The following is an 18,270-nucleotide window of genomic DNA, read 5'->3' as shown; positions in this document are numbered from 1 at the left end:
TTTAGATTTTTATATTTCTAATGAATGTGATGGTCGTTATAACTGTCTTAAATTTGCCATTAGGCCTGTTTGTCGCTGAATTTCCGTTAGCGGTAAATCGTGGGTAATACGATGGTCTTCATTAAAAATAACAATTCGCTTAGCGATTTGTTGGACCTGTTCGTAGTTGTGACTGGCAAGCAGAATACTTTTACCAGCCTGGTTCAGCTGTTGTAGTAGTTGGACTAATAGTGTCTGATAAGCTGCCGATAAGCCATTAAAGGGTTCATCCAAAATAATCATTTCAGGATTCATTGTTAAAACGCTTCCTAATGCGACTAATTTCTTTTCACCACCGGATAGTTGATAGGGGACTCGATCGGCGAGTTTTTCGATTTGAAGGAGTTTTAAGCAGTCTTGCACACGGGTTTGAACGGCTTCTTTAGAAAGACCCATCTGTTCAGGACCAAAGGCGAGTTCAGCGATCACCGTTTCGTTGAAAAGTTGTACATCACTGTTTTGAAAAACAAAGCCGACCGCACGATGTAAGGCGGTCGTTTGAGCCGCATTTTTTAAAAATTGATGATCAACCAACTGGTCCTTAAAGTAATATTGGCCGGCCGTTGGTTCGATTAAGCCATTGATTAATTTGAATAAGGTTGATTTACCAGAACCATTGGGCCCCATAAACGCGACTGCTTCACCAGGCTGAATAGTGAGCGAAATATCCGCCAAACTATCTGTTTGGGTGTAAGCGTAGTGAACGTGATTGAGTTGTAGCATATTAATTACCTCCGAATGAGACAGAATAGACCAATTAAAGCAAAATCCCAACCGATTAAGCGCCAATCATAACGAGTAATGGTCAGAGGGGGCCGTCGATTGCTTTGACCAGTGTAGCCACGCAGCACCATTGCGTGATATAAATCAGTCATATAGGCGCGCGCACTGAGATAAAGGCGCCCAATAAGTGAACCGACTAAATGTTGCCTTTTTTTCGCTTTGCCAGTGGCCCGTAAACGAATTGCCCAGAGTGATTCTTGTAAGAATTGGGCTAATAAATGACTGTATTTAAGGCTGATTTCTAACGTTAAAATCAACAGCGTCGGAAGTTTGAGCTGGCGTAAGGCTAAAATAAACGTGGGCCAGGTAATCGTTTGGACAAAAAAGCCAATATTAAATAAAATCACTTCAGTGCGAATGATGAAATACCAAGTCGTCTGAATTTGACCGAGCCAGAAATTCGGTAAAACTAAGGCGAGTGCGATCAAACTAATACTGGCGACGCGTTTTAGAAGTGGTCCAATTTGATAGCTTGGCAATCGGCAAATCCGGATTAAGGTTAGTAGGCCGATTAACCAGACGAGTAACGCGCTATGTGTGAGGACTAGGATGAAGAGTGTCACAAGAAAGCTGATAAGTTGAATGCCAGGTGTTTGATGACAAGTATGTTGGTTTGTGTGAGTAGCAGGTTGTGCTAGTCGATTTAAAACCGTTTCGAGTAACCGTAAATTTTGAATTAAAAAACGGTCGGGTTTAGCGACCGTTTGGGGGATTATTTCTGTTTTGTTGAGCCAATCAGGTAGTTTAGGCGTGGGTTGCATAATGGTTAATCACCAGTTTTCCAATGAGATAGAAGATAAGGACTGCTGTTAGTGCGGATAGCATGTAGCCAAGTGGTAGGGGAAGCCCTTGGATCGTGTAATCGCTAAAGAGGGCGTTAAAGTTTAAGCCATGGGCCATACCGGTCGGGAGGACTTGGCTAAGATGGGCTGCTTTCAATTGTTGCAAGAGTTCGCTTGCGTCCCATTCACCCCAAGCAGTGCCACTTGCTAATAAACCAATCGGTGACAAAATAATCAAACCAGCGATGAAAGTATAAAGGGCGTGATGTAGTTTTTTAGGAGTTGCTACCACAGTGCTTTTTTGAGGGGCGGCATAAAGTTCGTTAGGGGCGACTTTTTTGATAAATTGATAGACCGCAACCGTGAAACCAGCTTCAACCCAGCCGGCCACTAATAGGTGGGCGCATAACATTGCTGGAATCGCAATGTGTAGCGGGTAAGGGGCGTAAAGTGGTTGACCAGCTGCGTCATGAGCAATTAAGGGCTGTAAGCCAAGTTCAATGCCCGCCATTAAAGCAGCGGCGTTGATGCCTAGATAAGCACCAAGGATAACACCCAACTTTTCGTGATGCGATTTTTGGAAAAGTCGATAAATACCATAACCGACAAAAGGCATAACAACCGCCATATTGAAGATATTAGCACCGAGCGCGAGGATGCCACCATCGCCAAACAAGAAAGCTTGTGTCACTAAGGCCAGGGTTACCGATAAACTGGCGGCATACGGGCCAATCAGAATAGCGAGTAAAGTAGCACCAACGGCATGAGCGGTTGTCCCGCCAGGAATCGGTACGTTAAACATCATCATTAAAAATGAAAGAGAAGCGGAGATGCCTAGCATCGGTACCGTTTCTTTTTTTTCGGCAACTTGTAGCTTAACCTTCTTTAGTGCCAAGCCAACGATTGGTATAGTGGCAGCGAAGAAAAAAGTACAGGTTTGTGGACTTAAATAATTATCTGGAATATGCATGTGATGAAACCTCCATATGAGTCAATTGATGTTGTTCATGTTACGCGTCTCATAGGTGTTTTCAATGCCATTTCATGTATACAAATGGTAACAAATGACTAATTGGCAATGTTGTCCAATAGATAACTGACATCCTTAATTAAAAATTTGTGGCCGTTAGTTTGCAAGACACCATCTTTTTTAAGTTGATTGAGCATTCTATTAACACTACTCCTAGAACTAATGCCACAAAAACCAGCGATATCTTCATTAGTGACTACAAAATCAATCAGAATACCGTCTTTTTGTTTGATCCCAAATAGGTCGATTAGGTTGTATAAGAAGGCACAAAGCCCGCCTTTTTTACCATTCATCATCATTTTTTGCAGGCGATAAATATTTTCAGATAATTTTTTACGATAGTAATTTTTAATGTAGTTTTGCAATTCAGGGGTGGTGTTAACGTAGTGCCAGAAGGTGACCCGATCGATTTGATAGAAGGTTGCTTCTTCTGATTCAATCCGGACGTTAAAGGGTTGGTCGGTGTATTTAGAGACCTCATCGCGAAGGAGCGAAATAACGTCGGGTTGCGCGATATAAGATAAGTTAAATTCACGGCCATCTTGTAGGATAATCGAATTTTTGATAATGCCGTTTTTCAATATATAGGTATAACGTTCCTCTAGACCGTGATAGGTCAGATAAGTATGTCGTTTTTTGGTGATAATTGGGACTTGTCGATCCTCTAAAAAATTAATTAGAAATTCAATATCATTTAAAACCATAATGCGATAGCCTACCTTAATTGAGATTAATAATCATTTATACTTATTATTCGATAACTTAAGTCTTAAGTGTACGCTATTTTAATTGAACGTTTGTTAACATTTGTAGCCTTCCTTTTGTAACGTTTAATGTTGTCTATAAATTATACCGCATTGTTTTCAGAAAATCTGTATAACTGTAAACGTAGCTTTTTTAAGCGTTAATTTAGAACCGAGAAAGGAAGTCCTACAGTTTGGTAGCTATAAAATTACCTTACGATCAAAAAATTATTACGGCTAATATTGCAGATGCTAATTTCGCCGGCAAGCTGGTTTCTCAAGCAGCCACTTATCAAAATCCATTGAGTGAGGCCGAAACAGTTGAGCAGTCATTGGATAATCCTATTGATAGTCCGAAGTTGGAAGAATTGGCGAAGGGAAAGAAGAACATTGTCATCATCAGTTCTGATCACACCCGACCAGTACCTTCACATATTATGACGCCTATTTTGTTAAGACGGATTCGTTCAGTGGCACCTGATGCACGCATTCGCATTTTGGTGGCCACCGGATTTCATCGGCCTTCAACGCACGAAGAACTCGTTAATAAGTATGGCGAAGAAATCGTTGCTAATGAAGAAATCGTCATGCACATCTCAACAGATGATAGTTCAGTGGTTAAAATTGGCCAATTACCTTCAGGTGGCGATTGTATTATCAATAAAATTGCTGTTGAAGCTGACTTGTTAATTTCAGAAGGTTTCATTGAATCTCATTTCTTCGCCGGTTTTTCAGGCGGTCGGAAATCAATTCTACCGGGTGTTGCGTCATACAAAACAATTATGGCCAACCACTCAGGTGAATTTATCAATTCCCATTATTCAAGAACTGGTAATTTAATGCATAATCCAGTCCACAAGGATATGGTTTACGCCGCTAAAACAGCCGGTCTTAAATTTATTTTGAATGTTGTTTTGGATGAAGATAAACATATCATCGGTTCTTTTGCCGGTAATTTAGAAACGGCGCACAAAAAAGGCTGTGATTTCGTTGAAAGTTTATCAGAAGTCGACAAAATTGATTGTGACATCGCGATCTCAACCAATGGTGGTTATCCACTTGATCAAAATATCTACCAAGCGGTTAAAGGGATGACTGCTGCTGAGGCCACAAATAAACAAGGTGGCGTGATTATTATGGTCGCTGGTGCACGTGATGGTCATGGTGGCGATGGTTTCTACCATAATATTGCCGACGTTAAAGATCCAAAAGAATTCTTAGACCAAGCAATTAACACACCACGGCTTGAAACGGTGCCCGATCAATGGACGTCACAAATTTTAGCCCGGATTTTAGTGCAACATCACGTGATTTTCGTATCAGATTTAGTTGATCCTCAATTAATTACGGACATGCATATGGAACTGGCAACTAGTTTAGATGCCGCCTTAGAACGAGCCTATACAATTGAAGGTGCGGACGCAAAAGTGACTGTAATCCCTGATGGGTTAGGGGTTATTGTGAAATAACAATAGAAAGAATGAGTAGTTTGGACACAACAAATGAGCTACAACAGCTACTAGAAGCTGTTGCAAACCAAAAAGTCAGTGTGAAAGAGGCCACCAAGCAGCTAGCGCATGAACAGACTATCGATGATTTAGGCTTTGCCAAGGTCGATTTAAGTCGCAAAAAACGTAATGGCTATCCGGAAGTAATCTATGGTGCCGGTAAGACGGCCGACCAAATTATCGGCATTATCGGTTCTTTAAAACGGCATGCTGAAAATATTCTCTGTACGAGAGTATCCCCCAAAAAGTATGCGGTAATTAGAGTTGCCGAACCAACCGCCCATTATGATGAATTAGCCCAGTGCGTCACTTTAATGTTAAAGCCGGTAGAACAAACTAAGCATTATATTGCCGTTGTGACGGCTGGTACTTCTGACATGGCGGTTGCCGAAGAAGCAGCCGTTACCGCAGAGGTTTACGGTAACCAAGTGAAACGAATTTATGATGTCGGGGTTGCTGGCATTCATCGTCTTTTTGAACATTTAGATGAGATTCGTGAGGCCCAGGTCGTGATTGTGGTCGCTGGCATGGAAGGCGCCTTAGCCAGTGTTGTTGGTGGGTTGATTGAAAAACCACTGATTGCCGTCCCCACTAGCATCGGTTATGGGACGAACTTTGGTGGACTAACAGCGCTGATGACGATGCTCAATAGTTGTGCTTCAGGCATTACGGTCGTCAATGTTGATAATGGTTTTGGCGCCGGTTACTCAGCAAGTATGATCAATCATTTAAGTGAGACGGAGGATGACAAATGAGAACACTTTATTTAGACGCTTTTTCAGGGATTAGTGGTGACATGTTTATTGGCGCATTACTCGATTTAGGGGTTGATTTCAAGCAATTTGAGACCGAATTGGCCAAGTTAAATGTGACTGGTTACCACTTGCATGCCCAGCGGATCGCTAAAAGCAGTATCTATGGGACCGATTTTGATGTTCATTTGCCAGAAACCGTGCACAAGGATGAAGGCTTTATTGAAACCACATCAACTCATCATCATGATCATCCACACCAACATGCAGATGGGCACACACATAGCCATGGCGATGAAGTTCGGCATTTAAAGGACATCGAAGCCATCATTGATCACAGTGATTTAAGTGATTATGTTAAAACCAATGCTAAACAAGTCTTTACGGAAATTGCCAAATCAGAAGCGGTCGTTCACGAATTACCGTTAAGTGACGTCCATTTTCATGAAGTTGGTGCGCTTGATTCAATCGTTGATATTGTCGGCGCGTTTGTCGCACTCGAATTATTGGCAGTCGACCAGGTTTATTCATCCGAATTAACGGATGGCAGTGGCTTTATCAAAGTGGCCCATGGAATGATGCCTGTTCCGGTACCAGCTGTGATGCAAATGCGAGTGGGCAGTGCGATTCCGATTAAGCAAAACCCAGAGATTCATACGGAATTGATTACGCCAACGGGAATGGGGATTGTTAAGACGGTTGTCGATCAATTCTGTCCAATTCCAGACAACCAAACGATTACTAAAGTTGGTTATGGCTTTGGTAATCGGGAAACACCACAACTCAATGCGTTACGTGTGATGTTGTGCGAAAAAAAAACTAAGCCAACAGGTTGTTGAAGAAAAGGCAGATCAGATATTAGTGTTGGAGGCCAACATTGATGATCAGTCAGCGGAAAGTTTAGCACCGGTTTTAGATTTATTGATGGCTAATGGGGCGCTCGATGCCTTTTTCAGTCCTATTCAAATGAAGAAAAATCGGCCAGCTATCAAACTAACGGTCATGATTCATCCAGCCGATCAGCAAGCCATTACTTATCTGATCTTGAAACACACATCAACCGTTGGCGTGCGTTACCAGACAATGGGACGCACCATCATGCTACGTCATTTTATGACCGTCACAACGAGTTATGGTGATATTCGGGTCAAAGTGGTTAATTACGACGATATTGAAAAATATACGCCAGAATTTGACGACTGTTTAGCAGCCGCTAAGGCCTATGACGTGGCACTTAATCAAGTTTATCTCGCTGTTTATCAGCAATTAAAATAAAAGTGCGTTGCCAGTGATTAGCTTGTGAGCATTTGCCTAATCAGACGAATTGCCGACAAAGTCGGTGATCTGACTGATGTAGCAAAGCACAGCAAGCTATTGGCAAAAGCACGTTTAAAATAGTCATTATTTGGAGGAATTTATTCATGGTTCATCAGTTATTAGCAGAATTCATGGGCACAGCGCTCATGATCATTTTCGGGGTTGGGGTTCATAGTGATGAAGTCCTAAAAGGATCAAAATATCGTGGTTCAGGTCATTTATTTGCGATCACAACTTGGGGCTTCGGGATTACAGTAGCCTTATTCATCTTCGGGGATGTCTCAATTAATCCGGCGATGGTACTAGCACAATGCGTTTTAGGTAATATTTCATGGGCAATGTTTATTCCATATTCAGTCGCCGAAGTCTTAGGTGGGATTGTCGGTGCTATCATTGTCTACATTATGTACGCCGACGAATTCAAGGCTTCAGAAGGCAACGTCGATCCAGTCGCTGTTCGGAACATCTTCTCAACAGCCCCTGGTATCCGCAATTTACCCCGGAATTTTTTCGTTGAATTTTTCGCAACATTTGTTTTCATCTCATCAATTATCGCGATTACACAAATCAAGACACCAGGGATTGCCCCAATTGCTGTTGGGTTACTTGTTTGGGCAATTGGGATGGGGATGGGCGGTCCTACCGGATTTGCGATGAACCTTGCACGTGATATGGGTCCTAGAATTGCGCACGCTATTTTACCTATTAAAAATAAAGCTAACTCAGATTGGCAATACGGGATTATCGTACCTGGGATTGCCCCATTTGTTGGTGGCTTATGTGCCGCACTCTTCATGCGGAGCTTCTTTGGTATCTAATTTAATCGGAGGAATCAATTATGCGGGAACAAATTAAACAAACTCAAACAATGATGGTCAACTTATTTGAAGTCGCTGCACATGCGTCACAACCAGGGACAATTTCAACGAGTCTTATTGAAGCACAACAAGCCCTCTTAACAGCGGAACAACTATACGGCGATTTAGACGATGCACAACAAAGTGCGGGTCAATCAACATTCAAACACTTTGTTGATAGTGCCACAGATTTGAATTTAATGATTGTCAAAAGTTTAGATAACAATGATTTAGCTTATGCTGATCGGATTCAAAACGGTTTATCAGAATTAAAACAATTAATTTAATTATATAGAAAGAAGTCTTTAACAATGAATACATTATCTGAAAAAAAAGCAATGTTGGCTGCCAATTTACAACAAATGAAAAAAGTAATCGTAGCCTTTTCTGGTGGGATTGATAGCACATTAGTATTAAAAATGGCTTTAGAAACACTCGGTAAGGAAAATGTCTTAGCAGTCGTTGCTAACTCAGAATTATTCACAGACGAAGAATTTAACAAGGCAATCGACTTAGCACATGAAATGGGGGCTAACGTTGAAACAACCACTTTAAATTACTTATCAGATGAACATATTGCTAATAACACACCAGAAACGTGGTATTACAGCAAGAAGATGTTCTACACACAATTAAACCAAATTGCTGCTGAAAAAGGATTTGATCACGTCTTAGATGGTATGATTATGGATGACAACAGTGATTTCCGTCCCGGCTTACGGGCTCGTGATGAAGCTGGTGCAGAAAGTGTCCTTCAAACAGCTGGTTTCTACAAGATTGATGTCCGTCAATTAGCGAAAGCATTAAACTTGAATAACTGGAACAAAGTGGCTAGCTGTTCAGTTTCTTCACGCTTCCCATACAATACAGCCTTAACAGAAGACAAGATTGCGCAAGTCATGCAATCAGAAAAATTCTTGCGTGATTTAGGTTTTGCAACGGTCCGTGTTCGCTACCACGAATCAATTGCCCGGGTTGAAGTGCCAGAAGCACAAATTGCTGACTTTTTAACACACAGTGAACAAATTAACCAAGCACTACAACAAGTTGGGTTCGAATTTGTCACTGTTGATTTAGCCGGTTTCAAGAGTGGTCGAATGAATGAATCACTATCAGAACAACAAAAAGCAGCCTTGATGACTGCTTAATTGAAGTAATATTAAAAGATTAGGGGTTAACCCTAGTCTTTTTTTAGTTTTGAAGTGTTTCTACCGCTAATAAAGTGGCTTCTATGTTAAACTAACATAGATACTTTTTAAAACGAGGCGAAAAATTTTGGAACATATTTATTTAGACAACGCAGCAACGACCCCGATTGCCCCGGAGGTAATCGAGACGATGACCACGCAAATGGCCCAAGATTTTGGGAATGCGTCTAGCACCCATTTCTTTGGGCGCCAAGCACACACTGTTTTAGATACAAGTCGGCATATTCTAGCGCAAAGTATCAATGCGAAGGATAACGACATTATTTTAACCAGTGGTGCCACTGAAAGTAATAACATGGCGATTTTACAAACGGCTCAAAAACGGGCTAACGAAGGTAAACGGATTATTACGACGGCGATTGAACATCATTCTGTTTTAAAACCAATGGCCTATTTAGAAAGCCAAGGGTTTGATGTCGTTTATTTACCCGTTAACGCACAAGGCGTTATTGAATTGGCTGACCTAAAGGCTGCTTTAACACCGGAAACAATTTTAGTAACAATTATGATGGGCAATAATGAAATTGGCAGCCATATGCCAATTCATGAAATCGGCCAACTTGTTCACGAATCAAATGCCTGGTTCCATACGGATGCGACACAGGCTTATGGGTTATTGGATATCGACGTGCAAGAAGATCAGATTGATATGTTATCTGTTTCGGCACACAAGATTAACGGGCCTAAGCAAATTGGTTTCTTATACGTGAATGACGCGATTCATTTGCCATCATTTTTAATGGGTGGCGAACAAGAAAAGAAACGCCGTGCGGGGACAGAGAATATTCCAGCCGTCGCTGGTTTTGCCAAAGCGGTTGAATTGTTGACTCCAGCTGTTAAGGCTGAACATCGCGCTCGGTATGCTGGTTTCAAACAACAAGTCTTAGAAACCCTTCAAGCAAACGGGATTAATTTTGAAGTCAATGGCGCAGGTAGTGACGATATGGTAGGCCACGTATTAAATATGTGGGTTAAGGGTGTCTCAACCTATGTCTTGCAGATGAACCTTGATTTAGCAGGCTTTGCGATTTCAGGTGGGTCAGCATGTACTGCAGGTGATTTGGAACCCTCACACGTTTTAATCGCCATGTACGGTGAAAACAGCCCACGGGTTGCTGAAAGTATTCGAATTAGTTTCGGTGTTGAGACAACTGAAGCAGATGTGACTGCCTTTTGTGCCGCATTAACTAAAATTGTGCAAAAAAACTTGGCTAAGCAAGCCGGTAAAGCCTAGGCGCAACCGCTTCATCTATGCTAAAATGAAATTATCAATCAGTTGATGGAGGTAGCAAGATGGCTTTATTAAAAGAGACAGCAACGGTTTTAGGCAATACGACACAATATGGGTTAAGTGATGCCGTTAAGAAATATACATTACGGGATACTGGCTTCATGCCAACCAATAATGGTAATTTCCAATTGGAACGGCCACTTGATCCTAATTCACCCTTTAATACAGCGATTAAGCTTAAAATTACTGTTGGTAAAGAATTGAAGACGCTCAAAATGTCGGTCACTTCCGCTGATGGGTTACATCCAGTTAATATTTTTAAGGATGAAAAGAACGCTGAAAACGTTGAACAATTTAATTTCATTATTAATCACTTGATTGAACGGGATATTTTGGTAGCCCAAGCATAATCAAATGAGGATGGGAACGCTGCCAATGGTCAAAATTGGTTAGGGTTCCTTTTTTATTGACAATTACTTATGAAAAGTGAGTGTTTTGGTTTGAAATATGAGCGAGGATTGCTATAATGGTAGTACTGGAATTCACGACCTTCAAATCGTAGAAAACTAGAATCTATTTGAAATGATGGTGATATTGTGGTTGACCACAGTAATACACGAGTCGTCGTTGGTATGAGCGGCGGAGTGGACTCATCAGTAACAGCCTTATTGTTAAAGCAACAAGGTTATGATGTTATTGGTGTTTTCATGAAAAATTGGGACGATACGGATGAAAATGGTGTCTGTACCGCAACGGAAGATTATGAGGATGTTGCCAAGGTTGCTTCTAAAATTGGTATTCCTTATTATTCCGTTAACTTCGAAAAGGAATACTGGGACCGCGTGTTCGAATATTTCTTAGACGAATATAAGCACGGTAGAACACCTAATCCTGATGTTATGTGTAACAAAGAAGTGAAATTCAAGGCTTTCTTAGATTACGCAATGGAACTTGATGCTGACTTTATCGCAATGGGCCACTATGCTCAGATCGAACGCGATGAAAACGGCATTGCCCACATGTTGCGTGGCGGTGATAGCAATAAAGATCAAACATACTTCTTGAGTGCACTTTCTCAAGATCAATTACAAAAATCAATGTTCCCAATCGGTCACATGCAAAAATCAGAAGTCCGTCGTTTAGCTGAAGAGGCTGGCTTAGCAACTGCTAAGAAGAAGGACTCAACTGGGATTTGTTTCATCGGCGAACGGAACTTTAAGCAATTCTTAGGTGAATACTTACCAGCACAACCAGGTAAGATGATGACTGTCGACGGTCTTGAAAAAGGCACGCATGATGGTTTGATGTACTACACAATCGGTCAACGTTCTGGTCTTGGTATCGGTGGCGGTGGCGAATCAAACGACCCATGGTTTGTTGTCGGCAAAGACTTAGAGCAGAATATTCTGTATGTTGGCCAAGGCTACCATAACGAGTTACTCTATGCTGACCAATTGGATGCAAGTAAGATGACTTGGATCACACCAGTTGATCACGGCACAGATTTCCATTGCACAGCGAAGTTCCGTTATCGTCAACAAGATGTTGGCGTAACAGTTCACATGACTTCAGAGACAACTGCCACAGTTGTCTTCGATGCGCCAGTGCGCGCTATTACACCAGGACAAGCTGTTGTTTTCTACGACGGCGCAGAATGTTTAGGTGGCGGCACAATCGACGTGGCTTATAAAGTCGCTAACGATGATGCTGACAAGCAAGTTTTACAATACGTCTAATTAATAGCACTATGACACATTAAGAAGAAGCGATGCCAAAGATAATTCTGGCATCGCTTCTTTTTTATTGTGAATTTTACATAATTTCAAGATAGGTGTTTACAAATGTTCAAAACGGTGTTAAATTGAAAGCGTTAACAAAACGAGGAGGCGCTAGTTATGAACTTAGCAAAATATATCGATCATACATTATTAAAACCTGAGGCAACAATGGCTCAAGTAGACCAAATTATCGCAGAAGCAAAAACATATCAATTTGCATCTGTCTGTTTAAATCCATATTGGGTGAAACGTGCTAGTGAGGCACTTCAAGATAGCGATGTTAAAGTTGTGACTGTTATTGGCTTTCCTTTGGGTGCAACAACGACAGCTACTAAAGTTTTTGAAGCACAAAATGCCATTGAAAATGGCGCTGATGAATTAGACATGGTCATCAATGTTGGTGAATTGAAAGCAGGTCATGATGAACAAGTGTTAAGTGATATTCAAGCCGTTGTCAAAGCAGGCCATGCTGCTCAAAAACACGTGAAGGTTATTATTGAAACTTGTCTATTATCGGATGAAGAAAAACGACGCGCTTGTGAATTATCTGAAAAAGCGGGTGCTGATTTTGTTAAAACATCAACTGGTTTTTCAACTAGTGGTGCAACGGTTGCAGACGTTACTTTAATGCGTTCAGTTGTTGGCGATCGGTTAGGGGTTAAGGCATCTGGTGGTATTCATTCAAAAGAAGATGCTGAAGCAATGATTGCAGCTGGTGCAAATCGATTAGGCGCAAGTGCTGGTGTTAAAATCATGAACAGTAAATAAAAGGAGCGAACAAATATGCAATTCAAACGGGTTTTTACAGTTGTCTTAGATTCAGTTGGGATTGGTGAAGCAAGTGATGCTGCTAACTTTAATGATGTCGGTGCCGACACACTTGGGCATATCGGGGCGTTTTACGGTGAACAATTTAAGTTACCTAACTTACAAAAATTAGGATTAGGTAATATTCGTGCAACTGATCCGATTATGGGCATTCCTGCGGCGCAACCAGCTTTGGGTTATTTTGGTAAGATGCAAGAAACTTCAGTTGGTAAAGACAGTATGGATGGTCATTGGGAAATGATGGGTTTACCAGTTAAAGAACCACTTGGCTTTTTCCCCAATGGCTTCCCTAACGAATTAATTCAAAAACTAACTGCTTTTAGTGGTCGTTCTGTAATTGTTAATCGGCCCTATTCAGGCACCGATGTAATTCGCGATTATGGCGAAGAGCAACTCGCAACAGGCGCTTTAATTGTTTATACATCAGGCGATTCCGTCTTACAAATTGCCGCTAATGAAGCGGTCATTCCACTTGAGGAATTATACCGGATTTGCGAATATGCCCGGCAAATCACAATTGAAAAGCCATACCGAATCGGCCGCGTCATCGCACGTCCCTTTAAGGGGCAAGATAAAGATCATTTTGAACGGACCTCAGATCGGCATGATTATACATTAGAACCAACCGGGACAACTGATATGGATCGTTTGAAGGCAGCTGGCTGGGATGTCCTTGCGGTGGGGAAGATTAACGATATCTTTTCTGGCAAAGGGATTACAAGCGGTGTCCATACAGAAAGTAATCACGATGGGATGGTCCAAACCATCAAAAATGCACAAACTGATTTCACCGGGTTTAGTTTTACAAACTTAGTTGATTTTGATGCGATGTATGGTCATCGTCGTAATCCAGAAGGGTACGGGGCCGCTTTAATGGCATTTGATCAACAATTAGGCGAATTATTAGCCGTTTTAAAACCCGATGACTTGTTACTCATCACTGCTGATCATGGCAACGATCCTGGTTTCAGAGGGACTGATCATACGCGTGAATACGTCCCATTGTTAGCTTATTCATCTCGTTTAGCAGGGAATCAATCACTTGGCGTTCGTTCAACTTTTGCCGATTTAGGGGCGACGATTTTAGAAAACTTTGATTGTCCATCAGGGGAAGTTGGCACAAGTTTTTTAACACAACTAAAATAATGGAGGCGTTATTTCTATGAGTACACATATTGAAGCCCAACAAGGGGATATTGCGGAAACTGTTTTATTGCCTGGTGATCCATTGCGCGCTAAATATATCGCTGAAACGTTTTTAACAGATGTGCACCGCTATAATACAATTCGGAATGCATTTGGTTATACTGGTTACTACAAAGGACAAGCCGTTTCAGTCCAAGCTTCTGGCATGGGGATTCCATCCATTTCAATTTACGCTAATGAATTAATTCAATTTTATGGTGTTAAACGGTTAATCCGCGTTGGCACTTGTGGCGGCTTAGGGACTGATGTTCACGTCAGAGACGTTGTGATCGCCCAATCCGCAAGTACAGATTCTGCTATTATTCAAAATACATTTGGTGCCGGATTGTATTATGCACCGACGGCTGATTTTAAACTCTTAATGAAGGCTTACCAAGCAGCCCAACAAGCACGAATTGCGGTTAAGGTTGGTAATATCTTATCAGAGGATCGTTTTTACAACGATGAAATTGATCGACAAAAGCTAATCCAATATGGTGTTTTAGGTTCTGAAATGGAAGCTGCGGCACTTTATATGTTGGCAGCAAAGTTTAACGTCCAAGCATTAGCCGTGTTGACGATTAGTAATCACATCATTACAGGAGAAGAAACGTCAGCTGAAGAACGCGAAAAATCGTTCAATGAAATGATAACGGTTGCATTAGAAGCTGGTATTGCTTAAAACAGGGAAGTAGGGGACGAAATGTATCTTTTAGTGAATATTATCGGTTTAATTGTCTTTGTCGGCTTGGCCTTTTTATTCTCGAAAAAAAAGTCGCAGATTAAATGGCGTTCAATTGGCATTATGATGGCAATCAATCTTTTTCTAGCGTGGTTTTTAACCGGCTTTCCGATTGGGCGTAACATCGTTATGGGGGCGGCCAATGGCTTTAATTGGTTGGTTCAAGTCGCTTATACCGGGATTGCCTTTGCTTTACCAAGTTGGGTAGCTGTTAAGCAAATGGATTTTGTGACGAGTGTCTTGTTACCAATTCTAATGATTATCCCGTTATTCGATATTTTGACGTATATCGGTGTTTTACCATGGATCATTAAATGGTTAGGGCGCGGCTTATCAAAAGTAACGGGCCAACCAAAGTTCGAATCATTTTTTGCAGTTGAAATGATGTTTTTGGGGAATACGGAAGCCCTAGCCGTTTCGGCATTGCAACTCAAACAAATGAAAGGCGAACGGAACTTAACGTTAGCTATGATGTCAATGAGCTGTGTGACGGCATCCATTATTGGGGCTTATACACAAATGATGCCGGGGCAATTTATTTTAACCGCGATTCCAATTAATATTATTAACGCAATTATTGTTACTAATATTTTGAATCCAGTTGAAGTAACGCCTGAAGAAGATACGATTGCGACGATGAGTGGTAGTGGGTCTGACACTTCTGACGAACAAGTAGACGTACAAGGTAAAGAACCCTTCTTTTCATTTTTAGGGGATTCAATCTTGAACGCTGGTAAGTTAGTCTTGATTATTACGGCCAACGTTATTGCCTTTGTGGCATTAGCCGCTTTGATTGATAAAATCTTACAATTGATCAACCCTTGGATTACATTGGAACATCTTTTAGGGATTATCATGTTCCCATTTGCTTGGTTGATGGGCTTAGATGTTAGTCATGCTTTTGAATTCGCGCAATTTATGGGGACTAAGTTAGTGACAAATGAATTTGTTGTGATGGGTAAAGTGACAAATACGATTGGCGATTTTGCCCCACATTACAAGGCCATTCTAACGGTCTTCATGACCTCGTTTGCCAACTTCTCAACAGTCGGCATGATTATCGGCGCTTTCAAGGGCTTAGTCGATAAATCAAAGAATAATTTAATTGCTAAAAACGTTGGTTACATGTTGCTTTCTGGTATTTTAGTGTCATTATTATCAGCAGCGACTGTTGGCTTATTCGTTTGGTAATTTGAAAGGGAGTTTTTAGAAAAATGGCATTCCAGGTGGGACGTAAAAATCAAGTGCGAACAGAAATTTTAGCAGGCATCACAAGTTTCTTCGCGATTTCATACATCATTATTGTTAATCCAATGATTTTAAAGGATGCGGGGATTCCGGCTAATCTTAGTGTGTTCGCCACGATTTTTTCATCAGCAATTGGCTGTTTTATCATGGGAATTTGGGCTAAGGCCCCAATTGTTTTGACACCTGGAATGGGCGTTAATGCCTTTTTCACGTATACCCTAGTGGTTGGGATGCATTTGACTTGGCAACAAGCCGTGGCAATTTCTTTTTTCAGTAGTTTGATCTATGTCGGGATTGCCTTTACACCTCTTAGTGAGCGTTTATCCGCTTTAATCCCAGCATCGTTAAAAGCGGGGATTACGGTTGGCATTGGGCTATTCCTAGTTGTTTTAGGACTCGAAAAAGCCGAACTGATTCGCTCGGGCGGTACGCAGTCGTTGCTCGCGTTAGGTGATTTGAGTCAAGCAACACCACTGTTAGCCCTTTTAGGGTTGACCGTTACGCTCGTATTGTATTTAAGACAAACACCAGGGAGTTTTATCGTCGGTATTTTCTTAATCAGTGGGCTCGCGGGGATTTTTAAACTTGTCCCACAAGCAACAACCCAGATTACGATTAGTCAAATCCGTGACTATCCGCAACTTTTAATGCAAGGTGATTTTAGTTCTTTATGGACGCTAAAATTTGGACTGGCGGTTTTTTCAATGACCATGATCTTAGTTTTTGAATCGATGGGTTTATTGGAAGGTTTATTGACTGATCAGCAACAATTTAAACGCGCATTTCAAGCGAGTGCGGTAACGACTTTACTCTCTGGTTTCTTAGGGACCAGTCCCACCGTCGCAGCTGCTGAAAGTGCTTCGGGGATTGAAAGTGGTGGTCGAACCGGCATCACGGCCTTTACGGCGGGCACATTATTTTTAGGCGCACTTTTCTTTATTCCGTTGTTGCGCTTTGTGCCCCAAGCAGCCATTGCACCAGTCATTATTATTACCGGTGCTTTGATGATGATGCAGGTCCAAGCAATTGATTTGCAAGATTTTACAGAATGGTTTCCAGCCTTTTTAATGATTGTTTTGATTCCATTAACAGGTTCAATTTCAACAGGGTTAGCATTTGGCTTCGTCTTTTATCCAATTGTGAAGTGGGCGGGCCACAAAACACGGCAATTAAATTGGACTTTAGTTGGCTTAGCGATGCTTTTTCTATTAGAATTGATTTGTAATACTTTTTTGATGTAATGAATTTGATGAATAGAGGTTCAAATCATGGTAGAAATTGAGTCGCATAAAAAAACGCAACAAAGTTTAGCTGTTGCTAATTTATATTACAAAGCCAATATGAGTCAGGAAGAAATCGCTAAAAAACTAGCCATTTCTAGACCAACCGTTTCACGACTCTTACAATATGCTAAAGAAATTGGTATTGTCCGGATTGAAATCGTTGATCCTTATGCTAGTGCGCAGGCATTAGAAGCATTAATTCAACAAAAATATGATTTACCTGAGGTGCACGTCGTTTATACGGATGCCTCCGACTACCAACAAACAATTGTCCAACTCGGGCAGTATGCGGCTGATTATCTAACGTCGATTGTTAAAGACAACGATTTAATCGGTGTCAGTTGGGGCAAGACGTTAAATCAAGTAGCGCTAGCACTGAAAGAACAAACGGCTCAAAACGTTAATATTATTGAATTAAAGGGGAGTGTCACTTATACCCCCACACCGGTTTATGCCGAAGAAGTCCTGATGAAATTTGGGGCGGCTTTCCATACAGCGCCGCATGTTTTGCCGTTACCGGTTGTTTTTGGCAACCAAACGACGCACGATGTTGTCATGGAAGATCGCCATATTCGGCGGATGATTGAGATGGGCAAGCAAGCGAACATCGCGATTTATACGGTCGGTACGGTTCGGGATGAGGCCTTACTCTTTCAAACGGGTTATTTTAATAAAGAAGAACAAGCTGTGCTACAACAAAAAGCGGTCGGCGATATTTGCTCGCGCTTTTATAACACGAGTGGTCAAGTGACGTGTGCAGCGATTGATCAGCGAACCGTTGGGATTCAACTCGCGGATTTGAAGACAAAGGAACATAGTATTTTAGTAGCGGGTGGGCAACAAAAAATTGCGGCCATTAAAGGCGCATTAGCGGGGCACTATGCAAATTGTTTAATTATCGACGTGCATACAGCCCAAGCATTGATTGCCCCTGACTAATAAGAAGGAGTGATTAG

The 18,270-nt window shown here is 41.5% G+C and carries 20 protein-coding genes; 16 read left to right on the top strand and 4 right to left on the bottom strand.

Features of this window, described 5'->3' with window-relative positions:
* Positions 1-36: 36 nt before the first annotated feature.
* The 4 genes from ACPBEH_RS02860 to ACPBEH_RS02845 all read right to left on the bottom strand — a co-directional run bounded on the left by ACPBEH_RS02860 (position 37) and on the right by ACPBEH_RS02845 (position 3,338).
* Positions 37-762 (bottom strand): energy-coupling factor ABC transporter ATP-binding protein, encoded by a 726-nt coding sequence (locus tag ACPBEH_RS02860; RefSeq protein ID WP_424349653.1) that lies wholly within the window; start codon positions 760-762, stop codon positions 37-39.
* Between the two features lie 5 nt (positions 763-767).
* A complete protein-coding gene (locus ACPBEH_RS02855; protein ID WP_104963871.1) occupies positions 768-1,583 on the bottom strand; it encodes an energy-coupling factor transporter transmembrane component T in 816 nt (271 codons plus the stop codon).
* Entirely contained in the window at positions 1,567-2,574 is a 1,008-nt protein-coding gene (gene cbiM / locus ACPBEH_RS02850; RefSeq protein ID WP_424349652.1) for a cobalt transporter CbiM, read from the bottom strand. Before cbiM ends, ACPBEH_RS02855 begins: the two co-directional genes overlap by 17 nt.
* 98 nt (positions 2,575-2,672) lie before the next feature.
* Complete coding sequence (locus tag ACPBEH_RS02845) at positions 2,673-3,338, bottom strand: Crp/Fnr family transcriptional regulator (RefSeq protein WP_011374490.1); 666 nt, start codon at positions 3,336-3,338, stop codon at positions 2,673-2,675.
* Positions 3,339-3,571: 233 nt separating this feature from the next.
* Between ACPBEH_RS02845 and larA the strand changes: the two genes are divergently transcribed.
* The 16 genes from larA to ACPBEH_RS02765 all read left to right on the top strand — a co-directional run bounded on the left by larA (position 3,572) and on the right by ACPBEH_RS02765 (position 18,253).
* A complete protein-coding gene (larA, locus tag ACPBEH_RS02840; protein ID WP_424349651.1) occupies positions 3,572-4,846 on the top strand; it encodes a nickel-dependent lactate racemase in 1,275 nt (424 codons plus the stop codon).
* Positions 4,847-4,857: 11 nt separating this feature from the next.
* On the top strand, positions 4,858-5,640 hold the full coding sequence (gene larB, locus ACPBEH_RS02835; RefSeq protein WP_424349650.1) for a nickel pincer cofactor biosynthesis protein LarB: 783 nt from the start codon (positions 4,858-4,860) through the stop codon (positions 5,638-5,640).
* Positions 5,637-6,476, top strand: a complete 840-nt coding sequence (locus ACPBEH_RS02830) for a LarC family nickel insertion protein (protein WP_424349649.1) — start codon at positions 5,637-5,639, stop codon at positions 6,474-6,476. The genes larB and ACPBEH_RS02830 overlap by 4 nt, the downstream gene beginning before the upstream one ends.
* Positions 6,477-6,498: 22 nt before the next feature.
* A complete protein-coding gene (gene larC / locus ACPBEH_RS02825; protein ID WP_424349648.1) occupies positions 6,499-6,912 on the top strand; it encodes a nickel insertion protein in 414 nt (137 codons plus the stop codon).
* 146 nt (positions 6,913-7,058) lie between these two features.
* Positions 7,059-7,772 carry a D/L-lactic acid transporter LarD gene (gene larD / locus ACPBEH_RS02820; protein WP_016264975.1) on the top strand — a complete coding sequence of 238 codons (714 nt, stop codon included), beginning with the start codon at positions 7,059-7,061 and terminating at the stop codon, positions 7,770-7,772.
* Positions 7,773-7,792: 20 nt separating this feature from the next.
* Positions 7,793-8,098 (top strand): hypothetical protein, encoded by a 306-nt coding sequence (locus tag ACPBEH_RS02815; protein ID WP_011374496.1) that lies wholly within the window; start codon positions 7,793-7,795, stop codon positions 8,096-8,098.
* A 24-nt stretch (positions 8,099-8,122) separates the two neighbouring features.
* The gene (gene larE / locus ACPBEH_RS02810; RefSeq protein WP_424349647.1) at positions 8,123-8,959 is read left to right on the top strand and encodes an ATP-dependent sacrificial sulfur transferase LarE; all 837 of its coding nucleotides are present in this window, start codon (positions 8,123-8,125) and stop codon (positions 8,957-8,959) included.
* A gap of 127 nt (positions 8,960-9,086) precedes the next feature.
* Complete coding sequence (locus ACPBEH_RS02805) at positions 9,087-10,253, top strand: cysteine desulfurase family protein (RefSeq protein ID WP_424349646.1); 1,167 nt, start codon at positions 9,087-9,089, stop codon at positions 10,251-10,253.
* Positions 10,254-10,312: 59 nt separating this feature from the next.
* Positions 10,313-10,660 (top strand): DUF1831 domain-containing protein, encoded by a 348-nt coding sequence (locus ACPBEH_RS02800; RefSeq protein ID WP_011374499.1) that lies wholly within the window; start codon positions 10,313-10,315, stop codon positions 10,658-10,660.
* Positions 10,661-10,846: 186 nt separating this feature from the next.
* Positions 10,847-11,986, top strand: a complete 1,140-nt coding sequence (mnmA, locus tag ACPBEH_RS02795; protein WP_076631886.1) for a tRNA 2-thiouridine(34) synthase MnmA — start codon at positions 10,847-10,849, stop codon at positions 11,984-11,986.
* A gap of 159 nt (positions 11,987-12,145) precedes the next feature.
* Positions 12,146-12,796 (top strand): deoxyribose-phosphate aldolase, encoded by a 651-nt coding sequence (gene deoC / locus ACPBEH_RS02790; protein ID WP_424349645.1) that lies wholly within the window; start codon positions 12,146-12,148, stop codon positions 12,794-12,796.
* 15 nt (positions 12,797-12,811) lie between these two features.
* Complete coding sequence (locus tag ACPBEH_RS02785; RefSeq protein ID WP_424349644.1) at positions 12,812-14,002, top strand: phosphopentomutase; 1,191 nt, start codon at positions 12,812-12,814, stop codon at positions 14,000-14,002.
* Positions 14,003-14,018: 16 nt separating this feature from the next.
* A complete protein-coding gene (gene deoD, locus ACPBEH_RS02780) occupies positions 14,019-14,723 on the top strand; it encodes a purine-nucleoside phosphorylase (protein ID WP_424349643.1) in 705 nt (234 codons plus the stop codon).
* A gap of 21 nt (positions 14,724-14,744) precedes the next feature.
* Complete coding sequence (locus ACPBEH_RS02775) at positions 14,745-15,974, top strand: NupC/NupG family nucleoside CNT transporter (protein ID WP_016264983.1); 1,230 nt, start codon at positions 14,745-14,747, stop codon at positions 15,972-15,974.
* Positions 15,975-15,997: 23 nt separating this feature from the next.
* A complete protein-coding gene (locus tag ACPBEH_RS02770; protein ID WP_076787359.1) occupies positions 15,998-17,272 on the top strand; it encodes an NCS2 family permease in 1,275 nt (424 codons plus the stop codon).
* A gap of 27 nt (positions 17,273-17,299) precedes the next feature.
* Positions 17,300-18,253: a sugar-binding transcriptional regulator gene (locus ACPBEH_RS02765; RefSeq protein ID WP_424349642.1), complete on the top strand. Its 954-nt coding sequence runs from the start codon at positions 17,300-17,302 to the stop codon at positions 18,251-18,253.
* Positions 18,254-18,270 lie beyond the last annotated feature (17 nt).

This window comes from Latilactobacillus parasakei, assembly GCF_049674265.1.
GTDB classification, from domain to species: domain Bacteria; phylum Bacillota; class Bacilli; order Lactobacillales; family Lactobacillaceae; genus Latilactobacillus; species Latilactobacillus sakei.
The sequence above is the reverse complement of the archived record's forward strand: the minus strand, read 5'-3'. Positions and strand labels throughout refer to the sequence as shown.